The sequence below is a fragment of the Ruegeria sp. BG7 genome, from assembly GCF_056535685.1.
The window spans coordinates 3,032,738-3,058,215 of sequence record NZ_JBQFIU010000001.1 but is presented as its reverse complement, the minus strand read 5'-3'; the positions used below and the strand labels follow the sequence as shown (position 1 = coordinate 3,058,215).

Below are 25,478 nucleotides of genomic sequence, written 5' to 3'. Positions count from 1 at the left end.
GTCGCAGCAGGTTCTAAGTCACGCGTACTTTCAGGCTGCCCAGCTTGTCGACGGCCAAGACCATAACATCCCCTCGGTTAACGGGACCAACACCAGAAGGTGTCCCTGAAAGGATAACGTCCCCGGCCGCAAGCTCGAAGTAGTCGCTCAGATACGAGATCATCTCGGGGACTTTCCAAATCATCTGGTTCAAGTCGCCTTCTTGCCGAACTTCACCATTCACCGTCAGAGTAATCGGACCTCTGTCGAGATGCCCGACCTCTGATGCCTTGTGAATTGGTCCGCATGGCGCCGAGCGCTCAAACGCTTTCCCAATTTCCCACGGGCGGCCCATCTTTTTCATCTGCCCTTGCAGGTCGCGACGGGTCATATCAAGCGAAAGGCCGTACCCAAAGACATGATCCAATGCATCGTCCACCGAGATATTCGTGCCGCCGGACTTGAGCGCAACAAGCATTTCTGCTTCGTGGTGCACGTCGGAACTGTGCGGAGGGTACGGGAATTCCCCTGAAGGGTCCAAATTGTTTGGGTTCTTTTGAAAGAAAAATGGAGGTTCCCGGTTCGGGTCATGGCCCATTTCAATTGCATGCGCCGCGTAGTTTCGCCCAATGCAGTAGACACGCCGGACCGGGAACGTGCCGCCCCCCGATACGGGTATGACATGCACCTGCGGCGCGGGAATTACATGATCGGACATCGCTTTCCTCCTGAACGCTTGACTACCAAAGATCGGATTTCCGAACGGTCAGATACCTTCCGATCGATGCCACGCCACATTCAAACGGACGCGGCGGCTTACCAAGTCATCGCCAAAATTCAGGCTGTTTTGCAAGACCAACGGCTACAATCTGCCCCGACCATTTCCCGAATTGGTTGGGCGCCAGCGCTACTTCAGCTGTCGGACTGGATGCTCGTAGGCAGCACCCGCGAATAAACCGATTTCAGGTGATCCACCATGGCACTGGCCGCAAGCTCACAGTCGCCCTTTGCTATGGCAGACACGATCACATCATGTTCGCTAAAGCTGGAATAGTTTTCTGCGGGCTTTAAAGTTTCGCGTGGCTGCCCCCAAACAATCGATCTTCGAACCGAATTCAAAGTCTCAAAGAAGTATAAAAAGAGCTGGTTACGAGTGGAGCGGGCTATAGCGTAATGCAAATTATTGTCCCAAGCTTCGTACGTGCGCCAATCCTCTGCGGTACGACATTTGTCCGCGCATAGCCTCATTTGCTCACGATCGGAACGTGTGGAATGGAGCGCTGCGAGGCGGCTAAGCTGCGGCTCGATAGTAAATCTAACAGATACAACCTGCTCAGGTTTAATTTGGTTGCCCAAATAAGTTACATCGGTGAGGTTGAGAACCGGCCTGGAACCAACAAATGTTCCCCGCCCCACATGTCGCCAGATCAGCCCCTGGGCCTCCAGCTCTGCCAACGCTCTTCGCAACTGATTGCGAGTGGTCCCAAGTTTTGAACACAGCTCACGTTCAGGTGGGAGCCTGTCGTTATGCCTGTATCCGGCATTGTTAATCAGGTCGCGTACACGGTGCGCGAGTTCGGTTGGTGCACTCATATCTCCACCCAATTTGGCGATTGGTTGATTGATTGAAACGCCAAGTCGGAAAAAACTCAAGGGCAAGAGGAAAGCAAGAAACGAGTCGCCGGACAGGATCCGTGACCACGTCTTGACACAAGCACGAGGGAGGAGTGCCGAGTGCGGTTAGCAACTGTTTCCGTAGAGGGCCACGCCGTTTGCGTGGCAATACTAAACGATGGCGGCAAGTTGGACGTTTTGCGCGCAGCGCAAGTGCTTGGCGAAGCGCTGAACGCAGGTTCAATGCAGCATCTGATCGCAGGCGGAAAAGAAACGCTCGGCGTTTTGAAAACCCTCGTTTCATCGGCCGAAACGGGTAATCTAAACGACGCACTGGTCCCGGATGACGCGCCGTTTTTGGCACCAATTCCTTCCCCGCGTAAGAACGTTTTCTGTGTCGGGCGCAATTATGCTGAACACATCGCCGAGGGCGAACGTGCCCAAAACCAAAAAATTGGCGTAACAGAGCATCCGGTCTTCTTCACAAAACCGCCGACATCGATTGTGGCGCCAGAGGCAGACATTCTGATATTCCCCTCGGTCTCACATGCCATTGACTATGAAGTTGAACTGGCAGTTGTGATTGGAAAACCGGGGCGAAACATAGCCAAGGCTGACGCATACGACCATGTATACGGCTATACGATCCTCAATGACATCACCGCACGCGACATTCAACGCCGACATGGTGGGCAGTATTTCAAAGGCAAAGGTTTAGATGGGTCTTGCCCATTGGGCCCCTTCATAGTGACCGCTGATACAATCAGTGATCCGCACGCTCTATCAATCGGATTAACAGTCAACGGCGAACAGCGCCAAAACGGATCGACGTCGGACATGATTTTCGACATTCCAACGCTGATCGCATCCCTTTCAGAAGGTATGACCCTGGAACCTGGCGACGTAATCGCGACCGGCACACCGTCTGGTGTCGGATACGCCATGGACCCACCACAGTTCCTGAAAGACGGGGACACTGTGGTTTGTGAAATTTCAGAAATCGGCACGCTCAGGAATACCGTGCGCGTCGTTTAAGTGGCTCCTGCATAGCTGAATCTGCGGGTTGCCAACCATGCAAGGGAGGAAGACTAAAATGATGAACAGAAGGACTTTCACAGCGTCCTTGCTTTCGGCGGTTCCGGTAGCAGGAGCACTAGGAACACAGGGCTTTGCGCAGGACTTGCGTAAAATTACCTTCGTGCAGCCAAGCCCTTCGGCAATCAATTCATTTCCGGTTTTTGTCGCCATCGGCGAAGGTTATTTCGCTGATGAAGGGTTGGATGTGACCGTCGAGGCAATCAACGGCTCAGGAGCCGTGCTTCAAGCATTGTCCGCCGGACAGGCTCACTTCGGTCGCCCCGGTCCTGGCCCCTTAATTGCCGCACGGTCGCGGGATGTAGATGCCGTACACATCTACAACGTTGCGGCACGCAGCAACTTTGGCATAGCCGTGCCAGAAGACTCTGACATCCAAAGTGTTGAAGAGCTTCGAGGTAAAGTTATCGGAACAGGTACGGCCGATGGCGCAGAAGTCGGCTTTGCACGTAACGTGATGACCGGAGCAGGCATGAAAGAGGGTGAAGACTTTACCTTCCTTACCGTCGGCGACGGTGGCCCGGCGACCGCGGCTTTCCTAAACGGCGAAATCGACGCTTACTCTGCCTCGACGGCTGACACGGCAATTCTGAACCAGCGCGGAATGGCGGTGCGTGACATCACGCCTGCGGAGTTCGGGCGTTTCTTCGGTAACGGCATCGCCACAATGGCTGACACAATCGCCAACGACCGTGAATTGGTCGAAGCTTGGAGCCGCGCGTTCGCACGTGGTCATGCATTTGCACTGGATGATGCCAACCGTGAAGCTGTTTTGAAGCATTTGGCGGATGGCAACCCGCAGGAAGGCGAGGACAAGGAGTTCCAGTCAGCACTGTTCGATGCCGTACGCTCGAAAACTATTGCGGCGGATCCGAGCAATGGCCTGGGATGGTACCCCGCCGAAGTTTGGCAGGAATGGCAAGACGCACTTGTTGCAGGGGGCGAAATCCCAGGGCCGCTGGATGACCTGAGCGCTGCTTGGACCAACGAGTTTGCTGCCATCGGCAACGCGGCTGTCAGCAAATGAACGCTGTAGTCACACATGAGTTTTCCGGCGCGCCTTTGGGCACGCCGGTCTATGAGTTGACCCATGTAAGCAAGACTTATGCACGCAATCTTGTTGTCGCTCTCGAGGACATCAATCTGACGCTTCGGAAAGGAAGCTTCACATCTGTCATCGGGTCCAGCGGGTGCGGCAAGTCAACGCTACTAAAGATCATGGCGGGTCTGATCCCGCCCACCAAAGGGCGTGTAATCCTTCAGGGGCAACCAGTCACTGGGACCCGCCGGGACATCGGTATGATGTTTCAGCAAGCGACGCTTTTCCCCTGGAAAACAGCGGTGGAAAACATCGTCTTGCCAATTGAGATCCGCGATGGAAAAGCGGCGGCCAAGCAAGCTATGGCCAAGGCCCACGAGCTTTTAGACATCGTTGGTTTGCAAGGATTCGAAAACGTATATCCGAACGAGTTGTCGGGCGGCATGGCGCAGCGCGCTTCGATATGCCGTATGCTGATCACTGAACCAGCCGTACTTTTGATGGACGAACCCTTCAGCGCCCTCGATGAATTGTCGCGCGACATGATGAATATGGAGTTGCAGCGGATTTGCCGGGAACAGGATGCGACTGCTTTTCTTGTGACGCACTCCATTCAGGAAGCTGTTATCTTGTCTGACGAAATCGTCGTCTTGAAGCCGCGCCCAGGCAGGATTGCTGAAATCGTTGAAGTCGACCTGCCACGCCCACGAACACTCGATATGATGACGACACCCAAATTCGGCGCTATCGTAGACTACATTCGCAGCCTCCTGGATAAGGGAGAAGAAATGTGAGCGAAGTTCAGAACTACTCACCTTCCGTAAAAGAAGCTGACTCCTCAGAAGACACTGTATGGGAGCAGAAAGTTCACTTTATCGACTCGGTCCCTCGCTGGCTGGCGATGACCTTTGTTTTCGTGGTCTTCGTTGGTACCTGGCAAATTGTGACTAGCCTCAAGCTGGTCTCTCCGATCATTCTGCCGACGCCAATGGAAACCCTCAAAGATATGATCTTCGTAGGGCAAAACCTTATGACCGGCGGGTATATGCTTGGGGCGCTGTGGATCACCATAAAGGAAGTCATCTATGGCTTTGCGCTGGCAATCGCGATCGGGTTTTCGCTGGGCGTTCTGGTTGGCGAAACGGCCTTTGGGGAGAAGGCAGTAATGCCTTACTTGGTGTCAATCGATACGATGCCAAAAGTCGCGTTCGCTCCTCTCTTCGTAGCTTGGTTGGGCTTTGGCATTGAATCCAAGGTGGCACTTGCCGCCTTTATCGCAACATTTCCGATTGTCGTTGGTACCGCGGCCGGACTTCACGCCGCCGACGAAAACGCGCGCATGTTGTTCAAGACGATGGGCGCCAGCCGGATGCAGACTTTGATCAAGATGAAGCTGCCAACCGGTCTGCCGCAGATATTCACCGGCCTTAAGATCGGAGCAGTCGGGGTTATGGCGGGCGCGATTACAGGAGAGTTCCTGGGCGGCGGGAAGGGATTTGGTGAGTTGATCCGTGTGGCAGCCTCGCAGCTCAATACTCCGCGCGTTTTCTCGTTGATCCTGTATCTCAGCCTCGTCGGCCTGGCCGTTTTTGCAACAGTGGTTTGGACCCAGCGCAAACTAGTGTTCTGGCATAAAGAGCAGGTTGGCAGAGATGACTTCTGAGCCTTTGAAAATAAACTGCCAGACCTTACGTGAGTTTGTGGCGAGCGCGCTCGAAACTCGAGGTGTGCCAAAAGCGGATGCGGATCAGGTGGCCTCGACGATGGTTGAGGCCGACATATTCGGATATTCCACCCACGGGGTCTTTCGCCTGCGCCAGTACCTTGCCCGATTGGCCGGAGGCGGGTGCAACGCCACGCCAAACGTTGCCGTCATACATCAGACAGTCGCAACCGCGTTGATTGACGGCGATGACGGCCTTGGGCATTTGGCTATGACGGTGGCGCGAGATCTTGCAATAGAAAAGGCGAAAGAGGTCGGCATCGGATGGGTTGGTGTTCGGCGCGGCAATCATGCAGGACCGCTGGCACTTTATGTGCGCCCGCAAGCCGAGGCTGGGTTGCTTGGCATGGCCGCGGCGGTGGGCAGTGCAAACCACGTACCGCCCTATGGCGGAAGCGACTTGCTTCTTGGCACCAATCCCATCGCATTCTCTGCCCCTGCCGATGGCCCGGACCCGTTTGTGTTTGATATGGCGACGACCGTTGCCGCGATGGGTAAGATCAAAACCCTGTTGCAGCAAGGCGAACCTATGCCCGAAGGTTGGATGGTTGGGCGTGATGGCAATCCGTTAACGGACCCTGCCCGCAAATCAGAAGGGTTTCTTTTGCCGATCGGAGGTCCGAAGGGTTTCGGCCTTTCCGTGGCTATCGGGCTGATGGCCGGGGTGCTGAATGGCGCAGCATTCGGCTCTGACGTGGTCAATTTCACCTCGGACACTACTTCATCCACAAACACCGGCCAGTTCGTTATGGCGATCAATCCGGCAGCCTTTGGGATGGGCAATGACTTTGCTTCTAACGCAGCCCGCGTCTTCTCTGAAATGCGCGCATCCGCCCCCCTGCCCGGTCATGACCCGGTACGCCTGCCCGGAGACGGAAAAACGGCTGCAGCTGAGGCCCGTCGCAAAGACGGTGTAAGCCTCAACCCCGCTCTTTGCCGAGACCTCAACAATCTCGCCCTGGACTGTGGACTGACTCCCCCGTTTCCTGATGTTAACACTGACTAGCGGCATATCTGAGGGAAGCCGGACCGCACTATTGACCAGGGTTTAGCGAGGCGTCACTTCTGGCTTCAGCGCTTTTACAAGCGCCGAAAGTTTGTTCATCATGTGAAGTTTCATTGCCTTACCAAGCCCATCTGCATCTCGGGCCTTGAGCAACTCCATCATGGTTTCATGTTCGTCAATTGCCTGTGCCCAACGCTCGTCCGACAAGTTGGCCAAAAAACGTGCACGGCGGACCCGCGCGGCCAAAAGCTTGTGGTGGTTTTCCAGTATGTCGTTTCGCGCGCCCTTTATAAGTGCCTGATGGATGTCTTGATTGGCTTTAAAGTACGCCTGTCGATCACGCACTTCGTACGCGCTCAGCATATCCTTGTGGCTACTTTCAATCCGTTGAATTTCCGCAACGTCCATTTGCTGACACGCTAGTTCCCCCGCCAGTTGCTCAAGCGCTGCGAGCACTGGAAACGTGTTTTCCAATTCTTCCCTCGTAACACTCGCGACACGGGCACCCCGGTTGGCTTGAAGCACCACAAAGCCTTCGGATGCTAGAACCTTTAGGGCCTCTCGCAATGGTGTCCGGGAAACACCCAATGAGTCGCAAAGCTGTTTCTCGGGCACTTTCTCACCCGGCTTCAAAACGTCTTCGACGACAAGATTGCGCAAGCGTTCGACCAACTCTTCATGTAGGGTCGGGCGATTAATGCTATCCATCAGGTTCATATCCACATCCTAATATTCAAGGACCATATCCAGCAGGCGCGCGACGTGCATCGCTTGGCGCTGCGTACCTTCGGCGATTTGGTGGCGGCATGATGTTCCATCCGCAACAACAATTGCATCCGTAGGCGCCGCCTCTAAAGCTGGAAACAGGTCGAGCTCTGCCATCTTGATCGAGACATCAATAGTACCGGGCGCGTATCCAAACGCCCCGGCCATACCACAACAACTGCTTTCGATCATGTGAACCTGTGATGCGGGAATACGCTTAAGTAAGTTGAGCATCGGTGTAACGGCATCGTGTGCTTTCTGGTGGCAATGACCATGCACATAAATGGGGCGATCTACCGATTTTAGAGGCAGATCCGGCTGTTTGGCCAGAAACTCCTCAAAGGTATGAGAGGCTTTGGATAGCAACTCCGCATCCCGCCCCGGACAAAGAGCCAAATATTCGTCCCGGAATGTGAGGATAGAAGAAGGTTCGAGACCGACTACCGGTATGCCCTGTGCAGCTGCTTCTCGCGTCGCGTCAATCACACGCTGTGCCTCGTGACGCGCCTCTTCCACGCAACCCTCAGCCAAAAGAGTGCGCCCGCAATCCAGCGGCCTTCCTGTTTGGTCATCTCTTGCTATGGCAACCCGAAGCCCTAGCGCACGCAGAACCCGGACAGCGGCGCGCAGATTGTCTGGCTCGAAATATCGGTTGAACACATCAGCAAACAGAAGCACCTGCGGATCTATGTCTTGGGCCTCGACATCCCGGAACGGGTCGGAGGACCACACTGGCAGGTCACGTCGCGCCGAAATTCCAGTTGGTTTCTCCAACAGCGTACGCAAGGGCCCAATTTTGTTCCGAGCATTCAATAACCACGCGACTTTTGCAGCTTTTGGCGCATATCTCGGCAGATAAGCTATTAACTTATCAGCCAATGTCAGCCCGTCTTTTTTGCGCTTTGCTGAAAGTACTTCGATCTTCATGCGGGCCATATCGACGCCAGTCGGGCATTCACGCGCACAAGCCTTGCAAGACACGCAGTATTCCATCGTGTCCTGCATTGCGTCTGAAGTTAAACCACCCGGCAACTGCCCGCTGATGGCAAAACGCAACGTGTTTGCTCGCCCACGTGTGGCATCACGCTCGTTTCTCGTCGCACGGAAGGAAGGACACATTACTCCGCCCTTGAGCTTGCGACACGCACCGTTGTTGTTGCACATCTCGACGGCACCCTGAAATCCTCCTCCGGCACCCAGCCAAGCGGACCAATCCAGCGCCGTTTCGAATTCAGGAACTGAGTAGTCCGGGCTGTAGCGAAATAGGAGGCGATCATCCATGGCAGGCGCGTGCACGATTTTGCCGGGGTTCATTAGCCCGGCAGGGTCAAACCGGGCCTTAACCTGTTCAAACGCGGAAACGATACGAGGGCCGAACATCTTTTCATGAAACTCTGATCGCACGATCCCATCACCGTGTTCGCCTGAATGAGACCCTTTGTATCTCTTGACTAAATCAAAGGTCTCTTCGGCAATCGCCCTCATTGTCCGAACGTCTTTGTCCTGCCGCATGTTCAGGACAGGACGAACATGGAGACACCCGACTGAGGCATGCGCGTACCATGTCCCTTTTGTGCCGTGCCGGGTAAAAATTTCGGTCAGGCCAGCGGTATAATCGGCGAGATCAGGCAACGGGACGGCGCAATCTTCCACAAAAGAGATCGGTTTGCCGGCCTCCTTCATCGACATCATAACGTTCAACCCGGATTTTCGGTATTCGGCGATCGAGTTTTGCAGTTTGGTATCAGTAACTGATACAACCCCGCCCCAACGGTTTTCAGTCCCGCTGAAATCAAACCCGAGATCTCCCATCAGTTGCGATAGCTCGACCAGCTTTGCAGCATTGGCGTCAGCGCTACCCTCAGCAAATTCCACTAACAACAACGCTTCAGGGCTGCCTTCTACAAACGCCTCAATCGTACTGCGGAACAATGGGATATCTCCCCCCAATGCAATCATGGTGTCGTCGATCAATTCCACCGCCTGCGGCTTGAGCGTCACGAGGTGCTGTGTTGCCTCCATCGCAGCACGGAACGTCGGGAAATGACACACGCCGACAACTTTCTCGCCCGGCAAGTGAGCAAGGTTCAGTTCCAATTCAGCGAAATAGGCCAGAGTGCCTTCTGACCCCACCAGCAAATGAGACATGTTGACGTCGTTGCCGACAAGCGCATCGATGTTATACCCGCCCACACGACGCTGGAGATTGGGAAACCGGGCGTCAATTTCCGCAGCCTCGCGACGCCCCAGAGCACGCATGTCCCCAACAAGATCGGCATAATCGCCAGATGCCGTCGTATCGGCGCTGAACCGTGCTTCCGTACCATCGCTGAGGATTGCACTTATTGCACGGACGTTATCGCGCATGATCCCGTAGCGCAGGGATTTTCCACCAGAAGAGTTGTTGGCGGCCATTCCTCCAAGCGTGCAACGCGACGCGGTCGAGGGGTCTACGGGAAACCATAAGCCATATTGCTTTAGTGACTGGTTCAACTGATCCAGAACAACGCCGGGCTGAACACGCGCGACACGGTTCTCAACGTCCACGTCAAGAACACGATTCAAGTGCTTGGTGTTGTCTAAGACAACGCTTTGATTGACCGTTTGCCCACATTGCGATGTGCCGCCGCCGCGCGGAAGAACGGAGCATCCTTCGTCGCGCGCTACAGACATCACGGCCTGCACGTCCTCTTTGTTTCGGGGAATGACCACGGCGTCCGGCGTCATCTGATAGATCGAAGCGTCAGTCGAGTATCGTGCGCGTGATGCCGGGTCAGCCATCACCTCGCCTTGGACGTCAGACATCAGTCGGCGATGCAACGATCCATTCTCAAGCATCGGGTTCGCCTTCCCTTCCCAACTAGCCAATTAGAAGCTTCACTTCACCGTTGACTGAATAATGAATTCATAATTAACTTTTGCCAATAGGTAATTGCGCCACTGTTTCGGCGCCAGCGGAAGGATCAGTTCAGATGCGCCAGGCGGGCAGACATTTTTTGCAAATCCCAGGGCCAACTGCCGTGCCGGAACGCATCCTGAAGGCCATAAGCATGCAGACCATCGATCACCGGGGGCCAGATTTTGCAGAAGTAGGCCACAAAGCCCTCGCTGGGATGAAAACAATTTTCAAGACAGAACAAAACGTCTTTATCTACCCTTCATCCGGTACAGGCGCGTGGGAAGCTGCGCTTGTGAACACAGTGTCGCCGGGCGGAAATGTTCTCATGTACGAAACAGGACATTTCGCATTCATGTGGTGCAACTTGGCTGAAAAAATTGGGTTACAGCCAGAGTTGATTGAAGGGGATTGGCGTGGCGGTGCGGACCCCAATCAGATAGAAGACCGCTTGCGCGCGGACAGTCAGCACGAGATCAAGGCGGTATGCGTCGTCCACAATGAAACTTCTACCGGGTCAGTCTCGCCTATTGAGGAAGTGCGCAGGGCAATAGACACGGCGAAACACCCTGCCCTTCTTTTGGTTGATTCAATCTCTGGCCTTGCATCGATCGATCTTAGGTTCGACGAATGGGGCGTAGATGTCTGTGTCTCCGGTTCGCAAAAAGGGATGATGCTACCGCCGGGTCTCAGCTTCAACGCTGTGAGCGATCGTGCTCTGGAACATTCAAAATCCGTGACCATGCCACGCAGCTATTGGAATTGGCAGGATATGGTCGAGCCGAACCAGAAAGGGTTCTTCCCTTATACCCCTGGCACCAATCTTATCTATGGATTGAATGAGGCCATCGATATGTTGCACGAGGAGGGGCTGGAGAACGTATTCGCTCGTCATGCCCGCCACGGAGCCGCGACTCGAGCTGCCGTGCAAGCATGGGGGCTTGAGGTATTGTGTGCCCGCCAAGGTCAGGAGTCAGGCGTACTGACCGCTGTCAAAGTGCCTGAGGGACATTCTGCTGATGCCTTTCGTGCGACGGCGCTGGAGCACTATGATATCTCACTCGGAAATGGTCTATCCAAAGTAGCCGACAAGGTATTCCGAATAGGTCACTTGGGCGATTTCAACGACCTGATGTTGATGGGCACACTCTCAGGCGTAGAAATGGGACTCGCCAAAAGCGGCGTGCCGCACACTACAGGCGGTACTCAGGCTGCATTGGAGTATCTCAAGGCCGCGTAACGCCGGACAGAGTCTCCAAAAACTTAACCAGGTCTGCAATCTCCTGCTCGGATAAATTCAGTTCAGAGAGTATGGCTTCGCCATCGGCGTGAAGCCTTTCTATATCAATTTCGTTATAGTGTCGGACCACGGCGTCCAGATCATCCAGGCTGCCGTCATGCATGTAGGGGGCGGTTTCGGCCACACCTCGAAGGCTGGGAGTACGAAAGGTTCCAAAATCGGAATGGCTCCTGCGTACATTTCGGACCGCCCACGCGCCTTGCTTTTCCGGATCGTCAGTCCAGTATCCGTCCAATGTGTAAGGGCTGGAGAGCAAAAAGTTCAGCCCTCCGAACCGGCCATCGTCGACTTCGGTTTCACTCAGAAAATATGGCACGCCCGCGTCGTGGAATTCGTTGTTGGAAAATCTCGGGCCATTATGGCAGAACGCGCAATTCCCGCGCCCTAAAAACAGCTGAAGACCTCGCTGGGCTGCTTCGGGATAGTACGCAGCCGCTGGAAAATCTCGACGCTCTAAGGCATCGCGAAAATCGTCAAACTGCGTCCGTTCGGTAACCAAGTTCTCCAAGTAAGCCGAAAGAGCTTTTGCTGTATTCACAAGAACAAGCTCTGGGTCTTGATCTTGCATGACGCCATAAATAGCTTCAAAGTCATCAAGGTAGGCACTCTCGGAGATGGCTGTCTTTAGGCTTGCTTTGGTATGCGCCATCTCTTCAGCTTCGATGATCGGATGCAGACTGGCCGCCCAAAGACTGTCGCTCTTGCCTACCCATCCGTACCAGCGGAGACCAGCCAGGTTTCGCAGTGATGGTGAGTTCCTGTCCAACAGAACGCGCCCATTCGCCCGCGCCTCCTGCGTGGTAAATGCCTGTTCAGGATCATGACAACTTGCACAAGCAAATGCGCCGTCGACCGACAGCACGGGATCATTGAACAAGGCTCTTCCCAGCGCAATCGCTCGGGGATCGTTTGAAACCCTGTTGCTTGGATCAGGTTGGAATGATGGTGGCCACGGCCCAAAGGACAGCGTTTGTTGGATTTCGTCTTCTGACAATAGGACTTCTGCACGCACCGAACTCGTCAGTAAGACTAGCGCAGCTGTCACCCACAACTTCATTTCAGCGCAATGTCAAAGGTGTAGGATACCGATTGCCCGTTGTATTCGACGTCCACTTGAAGCTCCCACATTCCCGGCATGTGAAACAGCATATCATCAACACGGAACACACCGTCGCCTTTTGCAGTGACGACTGGAAGGTAGTTCATCCCGTGTTGGTGAGCAGGCATGATTGCATCGACGCGCATATCACTCACGGCAATTTCGCTGCACACAGTGAGGAGTATTGAAAACGGTTGAGCCAACGGAATTTCGTTGACAGTCACATGCACAGCAGGCGCGTTCTGAATTTCCGAACCCATCCGTTGCCCGGTCGCCTCACAAGCGACGGCAGCGCCGGAAGATACCAGAAACCAGACGAGCCAGCGGATCATTTTGTCGCCAGCAATCGTTCTGCGTTGGCATAGGCAATGTTGTCCGCTATCTGGTCTGGAAGCAAATCCAGCCAAGCGCGCGAAAAATCTGCATGCGGGCCAACGTAATACCAGCGCTCCGGCGCAAATGTATCGGTACCGACCATAAACCGATCAGGATGCGCTTCGAACGCAGCTTGCCAATCCGGATCGACACGACCCCGCGAGACCATGTCGGAACGGAACGCCAGATCGGCCCAAAGCCGGGGATACGCATTTAAAGCGTCGACAACCTTTCCCGGATCGTCAAAGCCAGAATGTGCCCACAATACCCGAGCCTCCGGCCAGGTTTCGAAGATCAGGTCAACCGCGTCGCGATCACCGTGATGGTGCAGAATTAAGTTCCGTTCCTTCGCCAGTGCGATCATACGCTGGATAACCGGCGTTTTGATATCGTCCCCATAGGCGTGAAACTCGCCGATGGCTTCGTAGGCGTTCTTCGACAGATTTGCTTCCAGATAATCGATTACTGTTTCGTCGTGCATCCAGGTGTTGATCTCACCGCGACGACGATAGGGACGAAGTGCCGGAACAACGATGTCCGGCGCTGCAGCCAAAAGCAGTTGCGTTCCGCTATCGTCCGAGCTGGAAACCAGGGCTTTCCGCACGCCTGCATCCCGCAGGATTTTGGCCACTTGTTCGGGCGGAACCAGTTTCACGGCATCATGGCTGTAGTGAATATGTGCATCGAAAATCGGTCGCTCATCGGCGATGGCCACTCCGCTGACTAGCGCTGCACATACAATGAATATGTATTTTAGCACTTCAAGCATCCTCCATAGCGTTCAGTCCCGAGCAAGCGTGACGTCGAAATTCACGTGCAGGTAAGGTTCAGTGATCCTACCAGAAAGTGCCATGTCATCGGGAAATTCCGAAGCTGGTCGTTCAACATACGTCATCACCAGATCGTCTCGAACACCAAAGACCGTATCCTGATCCAGATAGGGATCGTCGTCCGGAAAAATCTCGGTCACGAGTGAGCGATAGCCGGGGGCTTTGACGATAAAGTGCAGGTGTGAGGGCCTCCACGGATGGCGACCACAAGCACGCAGAATATCGCCAACTGGCCCGTCAGACGGCACAGTGTATTCAACTGGCTTTACTGTGGTGAACGCGTATCTGCCATCGTCACCAACTGTCATCAACCCGTGGAAAGAGTAGGTGTCCTGTTCTTCATCCTGACTGGCGTAGAGGCCGTTGGGTGCCGTTTGCCAGATGTCGAGTTCTGCTCCTGCAATTGGATTGCCCGCTGTGTCTCGAATGATGCCTTCAGCAAGCAGAACCGGCCCGCCGTAGTGTCGTTTCATATCCCCACCCATGGGCAGCGGAGGTGCGCCGGATACATGAAACGGGCCCAACACCGACGAACTTGTTGCGTCTGGACTTGAATGCAGCATGTCCACCAAAGAAGACAGGCCCAGGACGTCCGACGCCAGCACAAACTCGTGCCGGTCCTCGGTTTCCACAGCGGCACAGCCCTCGAGAAACGCAATCCCAGCGCGCCATTCGTCATGCGTCAGGTTGGTTTCGCGCGCGAAGTCATGAAGGTGTTTGACAAGTGACCCCATGATTTCGCGCATCCGCGGACCGGTGTCCTTGGACAGGTATCCCATGAAAACGTTGGTGATATTATCTTTGGTGACAGAGCGCATCTGTGCCTCCTTAAATCAGGGCAAGGCTGAGGATCGGGAACTCGATCAGAATAAACAGAACGATCAGCATCACGAACGCAAAGGGAAGTGCGCCCATGAACACATCCTTGAGCGATATTCGGTCATCGTTGATCGTCGATTTGATGACGAAGCAAGATATGCCCAAAGGCGGGGTCAAAAGCCCGATTTCGGCGCCGACCACAGTGATAATGCCAAACCAAATCAACGACATGTCCAGGGCTTCGGCCATGGGCAGGAACAGCGGGACGACGATCAGAATAATGGACGCTGTATCGAGCAAAGTTCCCAGAAAAAGCATCAAGAGAACGTAGAGCAGCATGATCGACCAGAAGGACGCCGAATTCCCAGCGAGCAATTCCTGCAACTGGTTGGGTAGCCCGGCGAGTCCCAGCATGCGGCTGTAGATTGACGCTGCTGTGATCAGGAACAGGATCGCCGCTGTGATATGGCCGGTCTCCAGCAACGCATCCCAGAAGGCTCTGGGCGTCATGGATTTGCGCGCAACGGCGATAACCAGCGCGACCAGAGCCCCGGCTGCCCCTGCCTCGACAGCAGTTAGCCACCCCGTGTAAATGCCGCCGAGCACCACGGTGATGATGAACAATGTCGGCAGGGTTTTAGATGCGATCTCGCGCCCTGACATCCACTCGGTGTCTTCGACGACGCGGCCTCCAACGAAAGATGGTGTGAAACGCCCCATGACCCAGATCGCGCCGACATATGCGATTGCCAGCATAATCCCAGGAATAACCCCAGCCAGAAACATATCTCCTACGGACTGTTCCGCGACGAAGGAATAGATAATCAGCATCGCAGAAGGCGGGATAATCATGCCCAAAACCGAGGACCCGGCCACTACGCCAACAGCAAAGCGGGGGTTGTAGGCCTGCGCAATCATTTGCGGGACCGAGACTTTGGTGAACACGGATGCGGATGCAATTGAAGACCCAGTTACGGCAGCAAAAACGGCATTGGCCCCAACGGTTGCCATTCCAATTCCGCCTTTGACCTTGCGAAACCGCATGGTCATGACTTCGTAAATGTCCTTGCCCAACCCAGCCTTTGAAACGATGAGTCCCATGAAGGTAAACAAGGGAATGGTCGCAAAGCTGTATTCCATCGCACTGTCGCCGACCGCCACTTTCAGCAGGTTGAGCGCAAGCGTGAAGTTGTCCCGCATCAGCCAGATCGACACGAACGAGACCACGCCCAGAGCAATCGGGATGTAGACGCCCGCGTAAATCAGAAAGACGATAGCAACGACCGAGATCAGGCCAATCTCAATCGGCGTCATTCTGCGGCCTCGTCATGTTCAGGTGTGCGAATAAGTTGCGGGCGGTCCTGCGCCGTGACGACCTTGAGCAGGAAAATCACGCAGGCAAGCGCAGTACCGCACGCGATGACCAGTTTGACCGGCCACCATGGCAGTGTGAAAAGACCCGGAACTCCGAAATAGTCTTGCGTCTCCCACATATGAAGAAATTCAGGGAAGGTCACATAAGCGATCAAGGCCATGAAGATCGCCGAGATGGCGTTAATAATGCGTCTGAGGTTGGCTGTCAGACCGGGGCGGCGGTGGTGTATCAGGTTCAGGAACCCGTCCGAACGTGTCAGCCGGTCCACCCTGACCACGTCGGGCAATTGCAGAAAAACAATCATCACGACCGAAAACTGCACCATTTCGTAAGTGCCTCGAAGCGGAGCCGAAAACAGCCCGCGCGCAACGACGTCGACATTGAGAATGACCACCAACGCTAGGACGACGAGCGTGCCCAGGGCGTTGGCAGTTATTGCAAGCGAATTGGCGACCCGCGAAAGGACGGCAACTGCGGTCTTCAGCATGTCTGGCCCCTTTCTCGGGTCGCCGAACGATTATTCGGCCGTCCAGTCCCGCACACCAGTGAAACCGGCATCCTGAAGCTTGCCGAGATAAGCGGCCAGCATATCTGTGCCCTGCTCGCCGTTCTCATTCAGCGTTTCAGCCCATTCCTGCGCAACATTGGGCATCGCATTTGCCCACGCAGCGCGGTCTTCGTCCGAGATTTCAATGATCGATCCGCCAGCTTCTACAAATGCATCTCGTGACGCAGCGGCTCGATCCATTGCAATACCTGCCACGTGGTCACGGTAGTCGATAGCCACGGCCTGGAGTACGTCTTTGACCTCGTCTGGCAGATTTGCCCAGTAATCGGCGTTAACTGTAACTGTTTTTGTATTCACCGCGCCAAGGTCTGCCTTCAACATGTAAGGGGCCACTTCTACGATCTTGAACGTCTTGGAAGCTTCCGGCCAAATCATCACGCAATCGACAAGGCCGGTTTGAACCATGTTGTAGAAATCAGTGAGGCCTCCGCGTACGCCCGCCGCGTCCTTGATCCCCTCGAGATAGCGTAAATTCAGGCCGGCACCCGCGATCTTGCGTCCTTCAAGATCTGCAACTTTCTCAACCGGCTCTGAGCAGAACATCTGATATGTGTCGAGCACAACGCCCGTCGCCAGATAAACCTGATTTTGCGCAGCAAACTCATTCTGCATAGCCGGATATTCTCGCGCGATCTCGTCAACCGCCTTGGCCACTGCGCGGGCATCCGACGCAACGAATGGTGTCGAGCCCGAAATACCCTGACTGGGAAGTTTTGAAGAATGGAAGATCGTTGTGACAATCCCAATATCGCCAAGGCCAAGTTGGACACCTTCCAAAACACCCTTCGGCTTGACGATCGAACCGCCGTAGTTCTCTTGCCAGTTCATCTTGTAGTTGCCGGACTCAGCCAGCCGCTTGTCCACTTCCGGAATAAAGAAGTTGGTGAATTCCTTCACCCACAGGGCCCGATCTGGGTACCCATCAATCACAACGGCTGAAATGGTCTCTTCCGCCTTAACAGGCATCGCCATGACGCTTGCCACAGCAGCCGCAACAAGGCTGCGTTTGGTCCAGTTTTTCATTTCTCTCCTCCCAGAAAGTCGGGTCTTTTGACTTTTAGCTATTTGTTTTGACCCAGTTGACGGTCAGGTCAGTGCCTGCCGCTTCGAACAGTTTTGCAATGGCGCAATATTTGGCCGTTTCCTCACCCACGCGTGTCAACTCCTCCTGACTGGCGGGTGTTTCACAATTCACGGTGAGTTCAATTTCCGGAAACGGAACATCAATCTCCTCTTCCATTAGAACACCACGCCGATCCAACCTGCATTTCGCGTCAATTGTCACTGTGCCAAGATCAATTCCCAAGCGATGCGCGTTCTTGTGCCCGATGACGTTTGTACAGGCGATCAGGGCTGCCATTGCGGTTTCGGTCGGAGACGGACCAAGATTTGTCCCGCCGCGTTCGACGGGTTCATCGACAACAACATCAAGATCGCGAATAGGTATTTCAGTCCGCGCATGAGTCGGGCACTGAGCTGTTGTACGGTAAGTGACGACAGGTTTCACTTTCATGGCCACAGCATCACCTCCTCAAGCATAAGAGCACACCTTTTCGAATGGAAAGCGCGGCAGCTTGTGAAACAATCCGGTTTCATCTGCGTAACCCAGGTTGCACAAAAAGTTGGACTTGAGCGTCGTACCCGCAAAGAACTCTTCGTCGACGACCTTGTTCGAAAATCCTGACATGGCGCCGACGTCCAACCCGACAGCGCGGGCCGCAATCATGAAATAAGCGCCCTGAAGCGTGCCATTACGAAACGCCGTGTCGGCCACGTAATCGGGATTGTTTTCGAACAATGGCCGACGATCTTCGTGCGGGAAGAGAAAAGGCAATTCCTTCCAGAAGTCCATGTCATAGGCAATTATCGCCGTGACCGGCGCATCCATCATTTTTGGCACGTTCTTCGGCTTTAGCGACTTTGCAAGTAGCTCTTTTCCTTCGGGGCTTTTCACAAAAACGAAGCGCGCGGGCAACGTATTCATGCTGGTCGCGCCGTTGATCGTGATGTCGTAAATCTCTTCAAGCAGATCGTCAGAAACTGGCTGGTCGGTCCACGCATAGTGGGACCTAGACTCGCGCAGGATCAAGGCAATTGCATCGTCCGACAAACGCGGAATGCGCTCGCGCAGATCACGATGATCTTGCTGTGCCTTGGCGCGAAGTGCCTCCAGCTCTGCCCCGGTTGGCGCGCTCATGCTGCGGCCACCTTCGATTTTGCTTCTTTTTCGTCGACAATCGGGCTGGCGCAGACGCCGATGCCCTCAATCTCGATTTCGACGGTTTCGCCCGGCTTCAACCATCTAGGGTTTGGCTTCTTAGCGTGCCCAACACCCGGCGGTGTACCCAGCGCAATAAGATCTCCGGGCTCCAGAGTAGTGTACTCGGAAATCGTCGCAATGACCTGACGAACGCCCCAAATCATGTTGGCAGTGTTCGAGCTTTGAAGGATTTCGTCGCCCACACGGCTTTCGATTTTAAGGCCGGACGCCCCTTCAGGCAGCTCGTCTGGTGTCACGGTAAACGGACCGACCGCACCAGTGTCATCAAAGTTCTTTCCCGGCGTCCATTGGTGCGTCTTGCGCTGGTAGTTTCTTACAGACCCGTCGTTGAACACGGTATAGCCGAACACATGATCCAATGCGTTCTTTTCCGAAATATGGCGACCGCCCTTTCCGACGATCAGCATCAGCTCTGCCTCGTAATCCAGTTGTTCCGAGCAGGACGGGCGCACCATCGGCTGACCGGCGGCCATGATCGAGTTTTTCCCGCGCATGAACAGAGCAGGATACTTTGGGATGTCATACCCTCCCTCTTTGATGTGGTCCGTATAATTCAATCCCATGCAAATGATCGTGCCGGGCGATGCTACGGGCAGCGCTGGTGTAACAGAGGAGACAGGAACGCTTTCTGAAGCGACGATTTTTTCAGAAAGCGAATCGACCAGTCCAGGCGTGCAGATCAGCCCCATCAGATCGGGACCAACGGCAGGGTCCAAAGACGTTAGATTCACTGCGTTTTCTCCGTCTACGGCAAAAACCGCTGTGCCTTCCGAAGTCTCACCCACCAAGTATTTCATTCTCACCATCCATGTCAGTTCGCTTGATTTTTGCCGACTATTTTGCCATATGTCAAATAATATCGATATTTTGGAGAGCGCCGATGGTTGCCTGGTCAGACTATAAATCAGAAGCAAAAAGCCGTGGCGCTCTTGCTTTGGAACTTTACGTTGCACACAGCACCCCGGCCAAAGCCCCGGAAGATGTAAAGGCTTCGCTTCCAGATCACTTGGCATATCAGGCGCAACTTGAACGTTCGGGGAAGCTCGCTTTTGCCGGACCAATGTCGGATGAAACAGGAGAGCATATGCAAGGTATGGGTCTGATCATCTACCGCGCTGACAGTCTTGAAGTCGCCCGAAAACTGGCCGAGGAGGACCCAATGCACAAAAGCGGGGCACGCAGCTTTGTTCTGCGCAGATGGATGATAAACGAAGGCTCGCTGAACCTTTCAGTTGGCCTGTCAACTGGAATGAGTGCACTTAGCTAAAAGCACTCCAGAGATTTTGCCGCGAAAAAGGAACCGTCAGATATGGACGCCATGCTTGATACAGAGGTCAAGGAGACTTCAGCCACCCATGGTGCGTATCGAAGGCTGCGCAAAATGATCCTGACCGGCGAGCTGCCTCCTGGACAAAAGCTCAAGATTGAACAACTTCGCGGGCTGCTGGAAACCGGCGCCAGCCCTGTTCGCGAAGCACTAAGCCTTTTGACATCGGACATGTTGGTCGAGCGGATCGACCAACGCGGGTTTCGGGCTGCGCCGGTCAGCAAGTGTAACTTCGAAGAAATCCTTCTGCTGCGCTGCAACCTTGAGGAAACTGCGCTGCGTGCCTCGATCGCAAACGCGGATGCCGCCTGGGAGGACAGGCTTGTTTTGCGTCACCATCATATGAAAAAGGCCAGCCAAAATGGGGCGCGCGATTTCGAAGACGCTCACAAGGCGTTTCATATGGCATTGCTGGACAATTCGAAACTGCCGTTGCTGCTGCGGTATTGCTCGCAACTTTACGATCTTAACATTCGCTACCGTTATTTGGCGGCCGGAGGTTCAAGCTACAAAAAGCGGGACATAGCCGCCGAGCATCAGCAGATCCTGGACGCCGCATTAAATCACGACGTAGACAGCGCAACCCGGCACCTGATTGATCACTATCGTCGGACAGGCGAATACCTCAGCAGCCAGATGGAGCCCTGAAATGCAGCGGAATTGGTTTCTGGGTGACCTATTAAACCAATTGCTGGACCGTCCTGGCAAAAGGCGCGGCAGGGATGACAAACGATCCATTGTAGAACTTTGTGAGGCGCTATTGTCCGCAGAAGGTGAAGTTTCCGGTTTCACGCTCGCGTCTACGATCCTTGATCGCTATCAAACCCTGGGTGATCCGGAGAAACTAAACTTTTTTGCCTATTTGAATGACCATCTAGAGCTGGACGCGGATCAGCTTTTCGAATTAGCGCGCCTCTACGCCAGTGATCGAAGTGTCGACCTTTATCAAAGGCTAAACGAGGTGGCAGAGCCACGGCGTCAAGAATTGCTGCGACGCTTGAACCAACCTACTGGTGCGACGCAAGAAATTGTGGCCATGCGTGTTGACCTGCTGCGCTTTCTCGAAACCAATCCAGAATTTAAGCGAACAGATATCGATTTCGTTCATTTGTTACGCAGTTGGTTCAACCGAGGTTTTCTTGTCCTCAAGCAAATCAGCTGGGACACTCCTGCTCGCGTTCTGGACAAAATCGTTGCGTATGAGGCGGTGCACCAAATCAACGATCTGGATGATTTGCGGCGCAGACTCTATCCGCCTGATCGTCGTTGTTTTGCATTCTTCCATCCATCGATGCCAGACGAGCCACTGATATTTGTTGAGGTCGCTCTGACCGCTGAAATCCCGAATGCGATAGACACACTACTTTCTGAAGATCGAGAACCAATCGAAGCCGAGCAAGCGAAAGTCGCGGCGTTCTACTCTATCTCGAATTGCCAAAAAGGTTTAACCGGTATCAGCTTTGGCAATCTGTTGATCAAACAGGTTGTAACTGAGCTGTCGCGAGAGCTTCAGCAGCTTAACACCTTTGTAACCTTGTCGCCTATACCGGGGCTCAAGCGTTGGCTGACCGGGAAAACCGAAAACTCGGAATACGGCCATGCAGCTCAGGCCATGCTGGCAGACAAAGCCACGCCACAAGTCGTACGCGGGATGGCTGCGCGATACTTGATGTTTGCCAAGCGCGAAGACGGGATGCCGCTAGATCCTGTGGCCCGCTTTCACCTCGGAAACGGTGCCGAGTTGCACGAGTTGCACGCAGAAGCCGATTTGTCACCGAACGGACGATCACAATCCGGCGGTGCGATGGTGAACTACCTGTACGATTTAAACAAAACAGAACGTCATCACGAAGAGTTCGCGACACATGCGACGATCGAAGCCTCGCGTTCTGTTCGCGCGGCCTCAACCGCTGCGCTTGCGACCAAGCCAAGGGAAAATACCGCGTGACCAACACTCTATACGACAGCCTGTTTGCCCAGCATGAGGGCAACGAGGCTCCGTTCCTGCAACTCGATGATGGCCGGGTAGTATCTTATGACGCGTTCCATAGGCGTGCCGCGCAGATCGCGCACGTGTTGAAAAAAAGCGGAGTTTCACCCGGTGATCGCATCGTAGTACAGGCTCCTAAACTGGCCGATACGATTGCGCTCTACGCTGCTTCAGTTCAGGCAGGTGCTGTCTACATGCCGCTCAACACTGCTTATACGTTGGCAGAGTTGGACTACTTCATCTCTGACGCACAACCTGCATTGATCGTCTGTGACACCAAAGACAAAGCAGAACTCGAACAATTGGCAGCCCGTTGCGGCGCTAACCTGCTGACCCTTGGCGGCGAAGATTCAAGTTTAAGCCACGCGGCGGACGAACAGCCCTGTGTTTTCGAAACTTTGGATCGCGGGGCAGAGGATCTCGCGGCGCTTCTCTATACATCAGGCACCACGGGCCGGTCGAAGGGCGCGATGCTCAGCCATCGGAACTTGCTGTCGAATGCTCAAACGCTTGTTGATTTGTGGGGCATCACGAACGTTGACCGCTTAGTTCACGCGTTGCCGATTTTTCACACGCATGGGTTATTCGTGGCGATGAACACATCGCTTCTCGCCGGGGCCAAGGTTCGGTTAATGGAAAGATTCGATGTTGGTGTGATCTTGGATGAATTGCCTCGCTCGACCCTTCTGATGGGCGTCCCCACTTTTTATACCAGATTGCTGGCGGACGAAGGTTTCACCAATGAGGTCACGGGGAACATGCGTCTGTTCATTTCCGGCTCAGCTCCGCTGCTGGCGGAAACCCATGTGGCGTTCGAAGCGCGGACCGGCCACCGCATCCTTGAGCGCTACGGTATGACCGAGACGAACATGAACACCTCTAATCCGTATAGTGGTGAGCGCCGCGCGGGAACGGTTGGCATGGCGCTACCCGGCACCGAGGTGATCGTGACCAACCCTGAAACCGGGGAATCGCTGCCCCAGGGCGAGGTGGGAATGATCGAAGTGCGCGGACCCAATGTTTTTAAAGGCTATTGGCGGATGCCCGAAAAAACCGCCGAGGAGCTTCGAGAGAATGAGTTTTTCATCACCGGAGATCTGGGCCGGTACAGTGAAGAAGGCTACCTGTCGATTGTCGGTCGGTCAAAAGACCTGATCATTACTGGTGGTTACAACGTGTATCCCAAAGAAATCGAAGACATCTTGAACGACTTCAATGGCGTTTTGGAATCAGCAGTTTTTGGAGTTCCCGATAGCGATTTCGGCGAGGCGATTATCGCCGTTCTGGTTGCCGACCCCGGTGCACAACTTGACATGAAGAAGTTGGCCGAGACGGTCAAAGACAAGCTTTCACGCTTTAAACATCCCCGCAGCTACGAAATCGTCTCGGGCCTGCCTCGAAATACAATGGGAAAGGTTCAAAAGAACGTGCTGCGCGATCAGTATTCTCAAAAGGAACTGCAAGTGGGTGTGTTGTAGCAGACCCGCCGGAAACTCCAAAGCATCCAATAACCTCAACTTAAGAACTGCCAATTCATCAGGAGAGTCACAATGACCCGCATGACGGCAAAAGACTTCGACCAAGAGCTTCTAGATCTTTACGACTTTTACGCGCACGGAAAAATCACTAAACGCCAGTTTCTGGATCGCGCTGGTAAGTTTACAGTCGGCGGCCTATCGGCGGTCGCGCTGCTGAACATGCTCAGCCCAAATTATGCATTGGCCGAGCAGGTGTCATTCAACGATCCCGACATCCATGCAGACTACATCACCTACCCCTCGCCAAATGGCACCGGTGACGTGCGGGGCTACCTTGTCCGGCCCGCAGGCGAAGAGAAACCTCTGCCAGCTGTGCTGGTCATTCACGAAAACCGTGGCCTTAATCCCTATATCGAAGATGTAGCGCGCAGATTGGCGAAAGCCGGCTTCATGGCTCTGGCTCCGGACGGCCTAACGTCCGTGGGCGGGTACCCAGGCAACGACGCAGATGGGCGCGAGTTGCAAAAGACAGTGGACCGGGTCGAGTTGATGAACGACTTCTTCAATGGATTTGAATACCTTTTGAACCGAGGTGACAGCACCGGAAAGGTCGGCGCAGTGGGTTTCTGCTATGGCGGCGGCGTAGTCAGTGCTATTGCTGTTGCCTATCCGGAACTGGCCGCTGGCGTGCCGTTCTATGGTCGCCAGCCAGCATCTGAAGATGTAGCCAAAATTCAGGCACCGCTGCTGATTCAGATGGGAGAGCTTGACGAGCGCATCAACGCAGGCTGGCCAGATTTTGAGGCCGCTCTACGATCAAACGAAAAAGTTTATGAGGCATATATTTATGAAAACGCCAACCACGGTTTTCATAACGACAGTACGCCACGCTATGATGAGGAAATGGCAAACCTAGCCTGGGACCGCACAATTGAGTGGTTCAACACCTATCTGAAGTAATTGGTGTAATCTACTAAGTCAGTTATGCGGACGAAGCAACAAGTCGTTCAGTCGAACGCTAAGTGTTTCTTCGAGTCGATCGCAGACCTAAAACTTGAAATAACGCGAGCCTCTATCTTGCTGAAGTCGCTTTAATGTACTCATTGGAAGGTTTGGTGGATATTTGAGGCTGTTTCAAGCAGAGCTTGTTCGATGGTGTCGCGTTGTCTTGGAAACCGGGTCGACGGTACTGGAACTGAGATCGCGTGCAAATCCCCGACCCAATCGAAAAATGAAAACCCGATTGCGGACACACCAACTGAGTGTTCGTCTAAGTCATAGGCCAACCCCTGTTTGCGGACCGCGTCTATTTCAGAAAGAAACTCATCCAAACTTCTTTGAATACCATTTCGATCCCACTCATTTTGAACCAGTTTGATTACTTCCTGGTTGGAAAGTCTGGCCAGACAGGCCTTGCCGTTTGCTGTGGTGGTCAAGGGAAAGACTTCGCCAACTTGCGAAACAGTCGTCAAACGGTATACGCCCGGGACCTGATCTAAGAAGACCATGCCGATGCCGCGCATGACTGCGAGGTCTGTGGTTTCCCCAGTCTTTTGGGTCAGTTCCGTCAAAAGCAACCGGCAGTGTTCGACGATGCTATACTGCGCAGCGCCCGCGAGAGCGCTTAATTCAGGACCGAGCCTCAAACCACCCCCATTTGCATCTGCGATGACAAGTTTTTCTTCCGCAAGTGCACTTGTGATTCTCTGTACCGTAGAGCGGGGCAGGTCAACCCGCTCGGCTATTTTTCCCAAACTCATGCCGGATTGGCTTTCTTTTAGAACGCGCAAAATAGAGGCCGCTCTGGAAATGACCTGAATGCCACCTTTATTTTCTTTTTCAGACATTTATCCTACCTCGTTCTGTCTTGGCATCGTAGCTCCGAATGCCTGGCGGTTTCTAGTGTTGTATCACAATGC

The 25,478-nt window shown here is 54.1% G+C and carries 26 protein-coding genes; 11 read left to right on the top strand and 15 right to left on the bottom strand.

Features of this window, described 5'->3' with window-relative positions:
* Positions 1 to 13: 13 nt before the first annotated feature.
* A complete protein-coding gene (locus ACR3EH_RS15180; protein WP_171188344.1) occupies positions 14 to 697 on the bottom strand; it encodes a fumarylacetoacetate hydrolase family protein in 684 nt (227 codons plus the stop codon).
* Between the two features lie 194 nt (positions 698 to 891).
* Positions 892 to 1,572: a FadR/GntR family transcriptional regulator gene (locus ACR3EH_RS15175; RefSeq protein WP_171188346.1), complete on the bottom strand. Its 681-nt coding sequence runs from the start codon at positions 1,570 to 1,572 to the stop codon at positions 892 to 894.
* Between the two features lie 141 nt (positions 1,573 to 1,713).
* On the opposite strand from ACR3EH_RS15175, the gene ACR3EH_RS15170 reads away from it, so the two are divergent.
* Genes ACR3EH_RS15170 through ACR3EH_RS15150 form a run of 5 tightly spaced genes read left to right on the top strand, consistent with a single transcriptional unit; the run spans position 1,714 to position 6,456 of the window.
* A complete protein-coding gene (locus tag ACR3EH_RS15170) occupies positions 1,714 to 2,628 on the top strand; it encodes a fumarylacetoacetate hydrolase family protein (protein ID WP_371732082.1) in 915 nt (304 codons plus the stop codon).
* Between the two features lie 58 nt (positions 2,629 to 2,686).
* Positions 2,687 to 3,715, top strand: a complete 1,029-nt coding sequence (locus ACR3EH_RS15165) for an ABC transporter substrate-binding protein (RefSeq protein ID WP_170383461.1) — start codon at positions 2,687 to 2,689, stop codon at positions 3,713 to 3,715.
* Positions 3,712 to 4,521, top strand: coding sequence for an ABC transporter ATP-binding protein (locus tag ACR3EH_RS15160; RefSeq protein WP_170336353.1), 810 nt, complete (start codon positions 3,712 to 3,714; stop codon positions 4,519 to 4,521). The genes ACR3EH_RS15165 and ACR3EH_RS15160 overlap by 4 nt, the downstream gene beginning before the upstream one ends.
* A complete protein-coding gene (locus tag ACR3EH_RS15155; RefSeq protein ID WP_170716461.1) occupies positions 4,518 to 5,390 on the top strand; it encodes an ABC transporter permease in 873 nt (290 codons plus the stop codon). The genes ACR3EH_RS15160 and ACR3EH_RS15155 overlap by 4 nt, the downstream gene beginning before the upstream one ends.
* Positions 5,380 to 6,456: an Ldh family oxidoreductase gene (locus ACR3EH_RS15150; protein WP_171188348.1), complete on the top strand. Its 1,077-nt coding sequence runs from the start codon at positions 5,380 to 5,382 to the stop codon at positions 6,454 to 6,456. Before ACR3EH_RS15155 ends, ACR3EH_RS15150 begins: the two co-directional genes overlap by 11 nt.
* Positions 6,457 to 6,498: 42 nt before the next feature.
* On the opposite strand, the gene ACR3EH_RS15145 is transcribed toward ACR3EH_RS15150, so the two are convergent.
* Both ACR3EH_RS15145 and ACR3EH_RS15140 read right to left on the bottom strand, forming a co-directional pair.
* Positions 6,499 to 7,173: a GntR family transcriptional regulator gene (locus ACR3EH_RS15145; RefSeq protein ID WP_216600513.1), complete on the bottom strand. Its 675-nt coding sequence runs from the start codon at positions 7,171 to 7,173 to the stop codon at positions 6,499 to 6,501.
* 9 nt (positions 7,174 to 7,182) lie between these two features.
* Positions 7,183 to 10,059 carry an FAD-binding and (Fe-S)-binding domain-containing protein gene (locus ACR3EH_RS15140; RefSeq protein ID WP_171188351.1) on the bottom strand — a complete coding sequence of 959 codons (2,877 nt, stop codon included), beginning with the start codon at positions 10,057 to 10,059 and terminating at the stop codon, positions 7,183 to 7,185.
* Positions 10,060 to 10,193: 134 nt separating this feature from the next.
* On the opposite strand from ACR3EH_RS15140, the gene ACR3EH_RS15135 reads away from it, so the two are divergent.
* Positions 10,194 to 11,357: a pyridoxal-phosphate-dependent aminotransferase family protein gene (locus tag ACR3EH_RS15135; RefSeq protein WP_171675704.1), complete on the top strand. Its 1,164-nt coding sequence runs from the start codon at positions 10,194 to 10,196 to the stop codon at positions 11,355 to 11,357.
* On the opposite strand, the gene ACR3EH_RS15130 is transcribed toward ACR3EH_RS15135, so the two are convergent.
* The 10 genes from ACR3EH_RS15130 to ACR3EH_RS15085 are packed head-to-tail and all read right to left on the bottom strand — an operon-like array spanning position 11,344 to position 19,561.
* Positions 11,344 to 12,474, bottom strand: coding sequence for a cytochrome-c peroxidase (locus tag ACR3EH_RS15130; protein ID WP_171675702.1), 1,131 nt, complete (start codon positions 12,472 to 12,474; stop codon positions 11,344 to 11,346). The two genes, ACR3EH_RS15135 and ACR3EH_RS15130, sit on opposite strands and share 14 nt — an antisense overlap.
* Positions 12,471 to 12,848, bottom strand: a complete 378-nt coding sequence (locus tag ACR3EH_RS15125; RefSeq protein ID WP_171188354.1) for a hypothetical protein — start codon at positions 12,846 to 12,848, stop codon at positions 12,471 to 12,473. Before ACR3EH_RS15125 ends, ACR3EH_RS15130 begins: the two co-directional genes overlap by 4 nt.
* On the bottom strand, positions 12,845 to 13,660 hold the full coding sequence (locus ACR3EH_RS15120; protein ID WP_174839951.1) for an amidohydrolase family protein: 816 nt from the start codon (positions 13,658 to 13,660) through the stop codon (positions 12,845 to 12,847). The genes ACR3EH_RS15125 and ACR3EH_RS15120 overlap by 4 nt, the downstream gene beginning before the upstream one ends.
* Before the next feature lie 12 nt (positions 13,661 to 13,672).
* On the bottom strand, positions 13,673 to 14,539 hold the full coding sequence (locus tag ACR3EH_RS15115) for a dioxygenase family protein (RefSeq protein ID WP_171188358.1): 867 nt from the start codon (positions 14,537 to 14,539) through the stop codon (positions 13,673 to 13,675).
* A 10-nt stretch (positions 14,540 to 14,549) separates the two neighbouring features.
* Entirely contained in the window at positions 14,550 to 15,854 is a 1,305-nt protein-coding gene (locus tag ACR3EH_RS15110; protein WP_171188359.1) for a TRAP transporter large permease, read from the bottom strand.
* On the bottom strand, positions 15,851 to 16,402 hold the full coding sequence (locus ACR3EH_RS15105; RefSeq protein ID WP_171188361.1) for a TRAP transporter small permease subunit: 552 nt from the start codon (positions 16,400 to 16,402) through the stop codon (positions 15,851 to 15,853). Before ACR3EH_RS15105 ends, ACR3EH_RS15110 begins: the two co-directional genes overlap by 4 nt.
* Before the next feature lie 30 nt (positions 16,403 to 16,432).
* A complete protein-coding gene (locus tag ACR3EH_RS15100) occupies positions 16,433 to 17,506 on the bottom strand; it encodes a C4-dicarboxylate TRAP transporter substrate-binding protein (protein WP_171188363.1) in 1,074 nt (357 codons plus the stop codon).
* Positions 17,507 to 17,540: 34 nt separating this feature from the next.
* Complete coding sequence (locus ACR3EH_RS15095; RefSeq protein ID WP_171675700.1) at positions 17,541 to 17,996, bottom strand: OsmC family protein; 456 nt, start codon at positions 17,994 to 17,996, stop codon at positions 17,541 to 17,543.
* 18 nt (positions 17,997 to 18,014) lie between these two features.
* Positions 18,015 to 18,680, bottom strand: coding sequence for a malonic semialdehyde reductase (locus ACR3EH_RS15090; protein ID WP_171188367.1), 666 nt, complete (start codon positions 18,678 to 18,680; stop codon positions 18,015 to 18,017).
* Positions 18,677 to 19,561: a fumarylacetoacetate hydrolase family protein gene (locus ACR3EH_RS15085; RefSeq protein ID WP_171188369.1), complete on the bottom strand. Its 885-nt coding sequence runs from the start codon at positions 19,559 to 19,561 to the stop codon at positions 18,677 to 18,679. The genes ACR3EH_RS15090 and ACR3EH_RS15085 overlap by 4 nt, the downstream gene beginning before the upstream one ends.
* An 83-nt stretch (positions 19,562 to 19,644) precedes the next feature.
* On the opposite strand from ACR3EH_RS15085, the gene ACR3EH_RS15080 reads away from it, so the two are divergent.
* From ACR3EH_RS15080 to yghX, 5 genes are all read left to right on the top strand, one after another.
* Positions 19,645 to 20,031 (top strand): YciI family protein, encoded by a 387-nt coding sequence (locus ACR3EH_RS15080; RefSeq protein ID WP_171188371.1) that lies wholly within the window; start codon positions 19,645 to 19,647, stop codon positions 20,029 to 20,031.
* Between the two features lie 42 nt (positions 20,032 to 20,073).
* On the top strand, positions 20,074 to 20,739 hold the full coding sequence (locus ACR3EH_RS15075; protein WP_171648744.1) for a GntR family transcriptional regulator: 666 nt from the start codon (positions 20,074 to 20,076) through the stop codon (positions 20,737 to 20,739).
* 1 nt (position 20,740) lies between these two features.
* Positions 20,741 to 22,039: a malonyl-CoA decarboxylase gene (locus ACR3EH_RS15070; RefSeq protein WP_171188375.1), complete on the top strand. Its 1,299-nt coding sequence runs from the start codon at positions 20,741 to 20,743 to the stop codon at positions 22,037 to 22,039.
* Positions 22,036 to 23,559: a malonate--CoA ligase gene (locus ACR3EH_RS15065; RefSeq protein ID WP_171188377.1), complete on the top strand. Its 1,524-nt coding sequence runs from the start codon at positions 22,036 to 22,038 to the stop codon at positions 23,557 to 23,559. The genes ACR3EH_RS15070 and ACR3EH_RS15065 overlap by 4 nt, the downstream gene beginning before the upstream one ends.
* A 72-nt stretch (positions 23,560 to 23,631) precedes the next feature.
* Positions 23,632 to 24,519: a YghX family hydrolase gene (gene yghX / locus ACR3EH_RS15060; RefSeq protein WP_171188379.1), complete on the top strand. Its 888-nt coding sequence runs from the start codon at positions 23,632 to 23,634 to the stop codon at positions 24,517 to 24,519.
* A 140-nt stretch (positions 24,520 to 24,659) separates the two neighbouring features.
* Here the strand turns inward: yghX and ACR3EH_RS15055 are convergent, their stop codons facing one another.
* Positions 24,660 to 25,406 carry an IclR family transcriptional regulator gene (locus ACR3EH_RS15055; protein WP_171188382.1) on the bottom strand — a complete coding sequence of 249 codons (747 nt, stop codon included), beginning with the start codon at positions 25,404 to 25,406 and terminating at the stop codon, positions 24,660 to 24,662.
* Between the last annotated feature and the right edge of the window lie 72 nt (positions 25,407 to 25,478).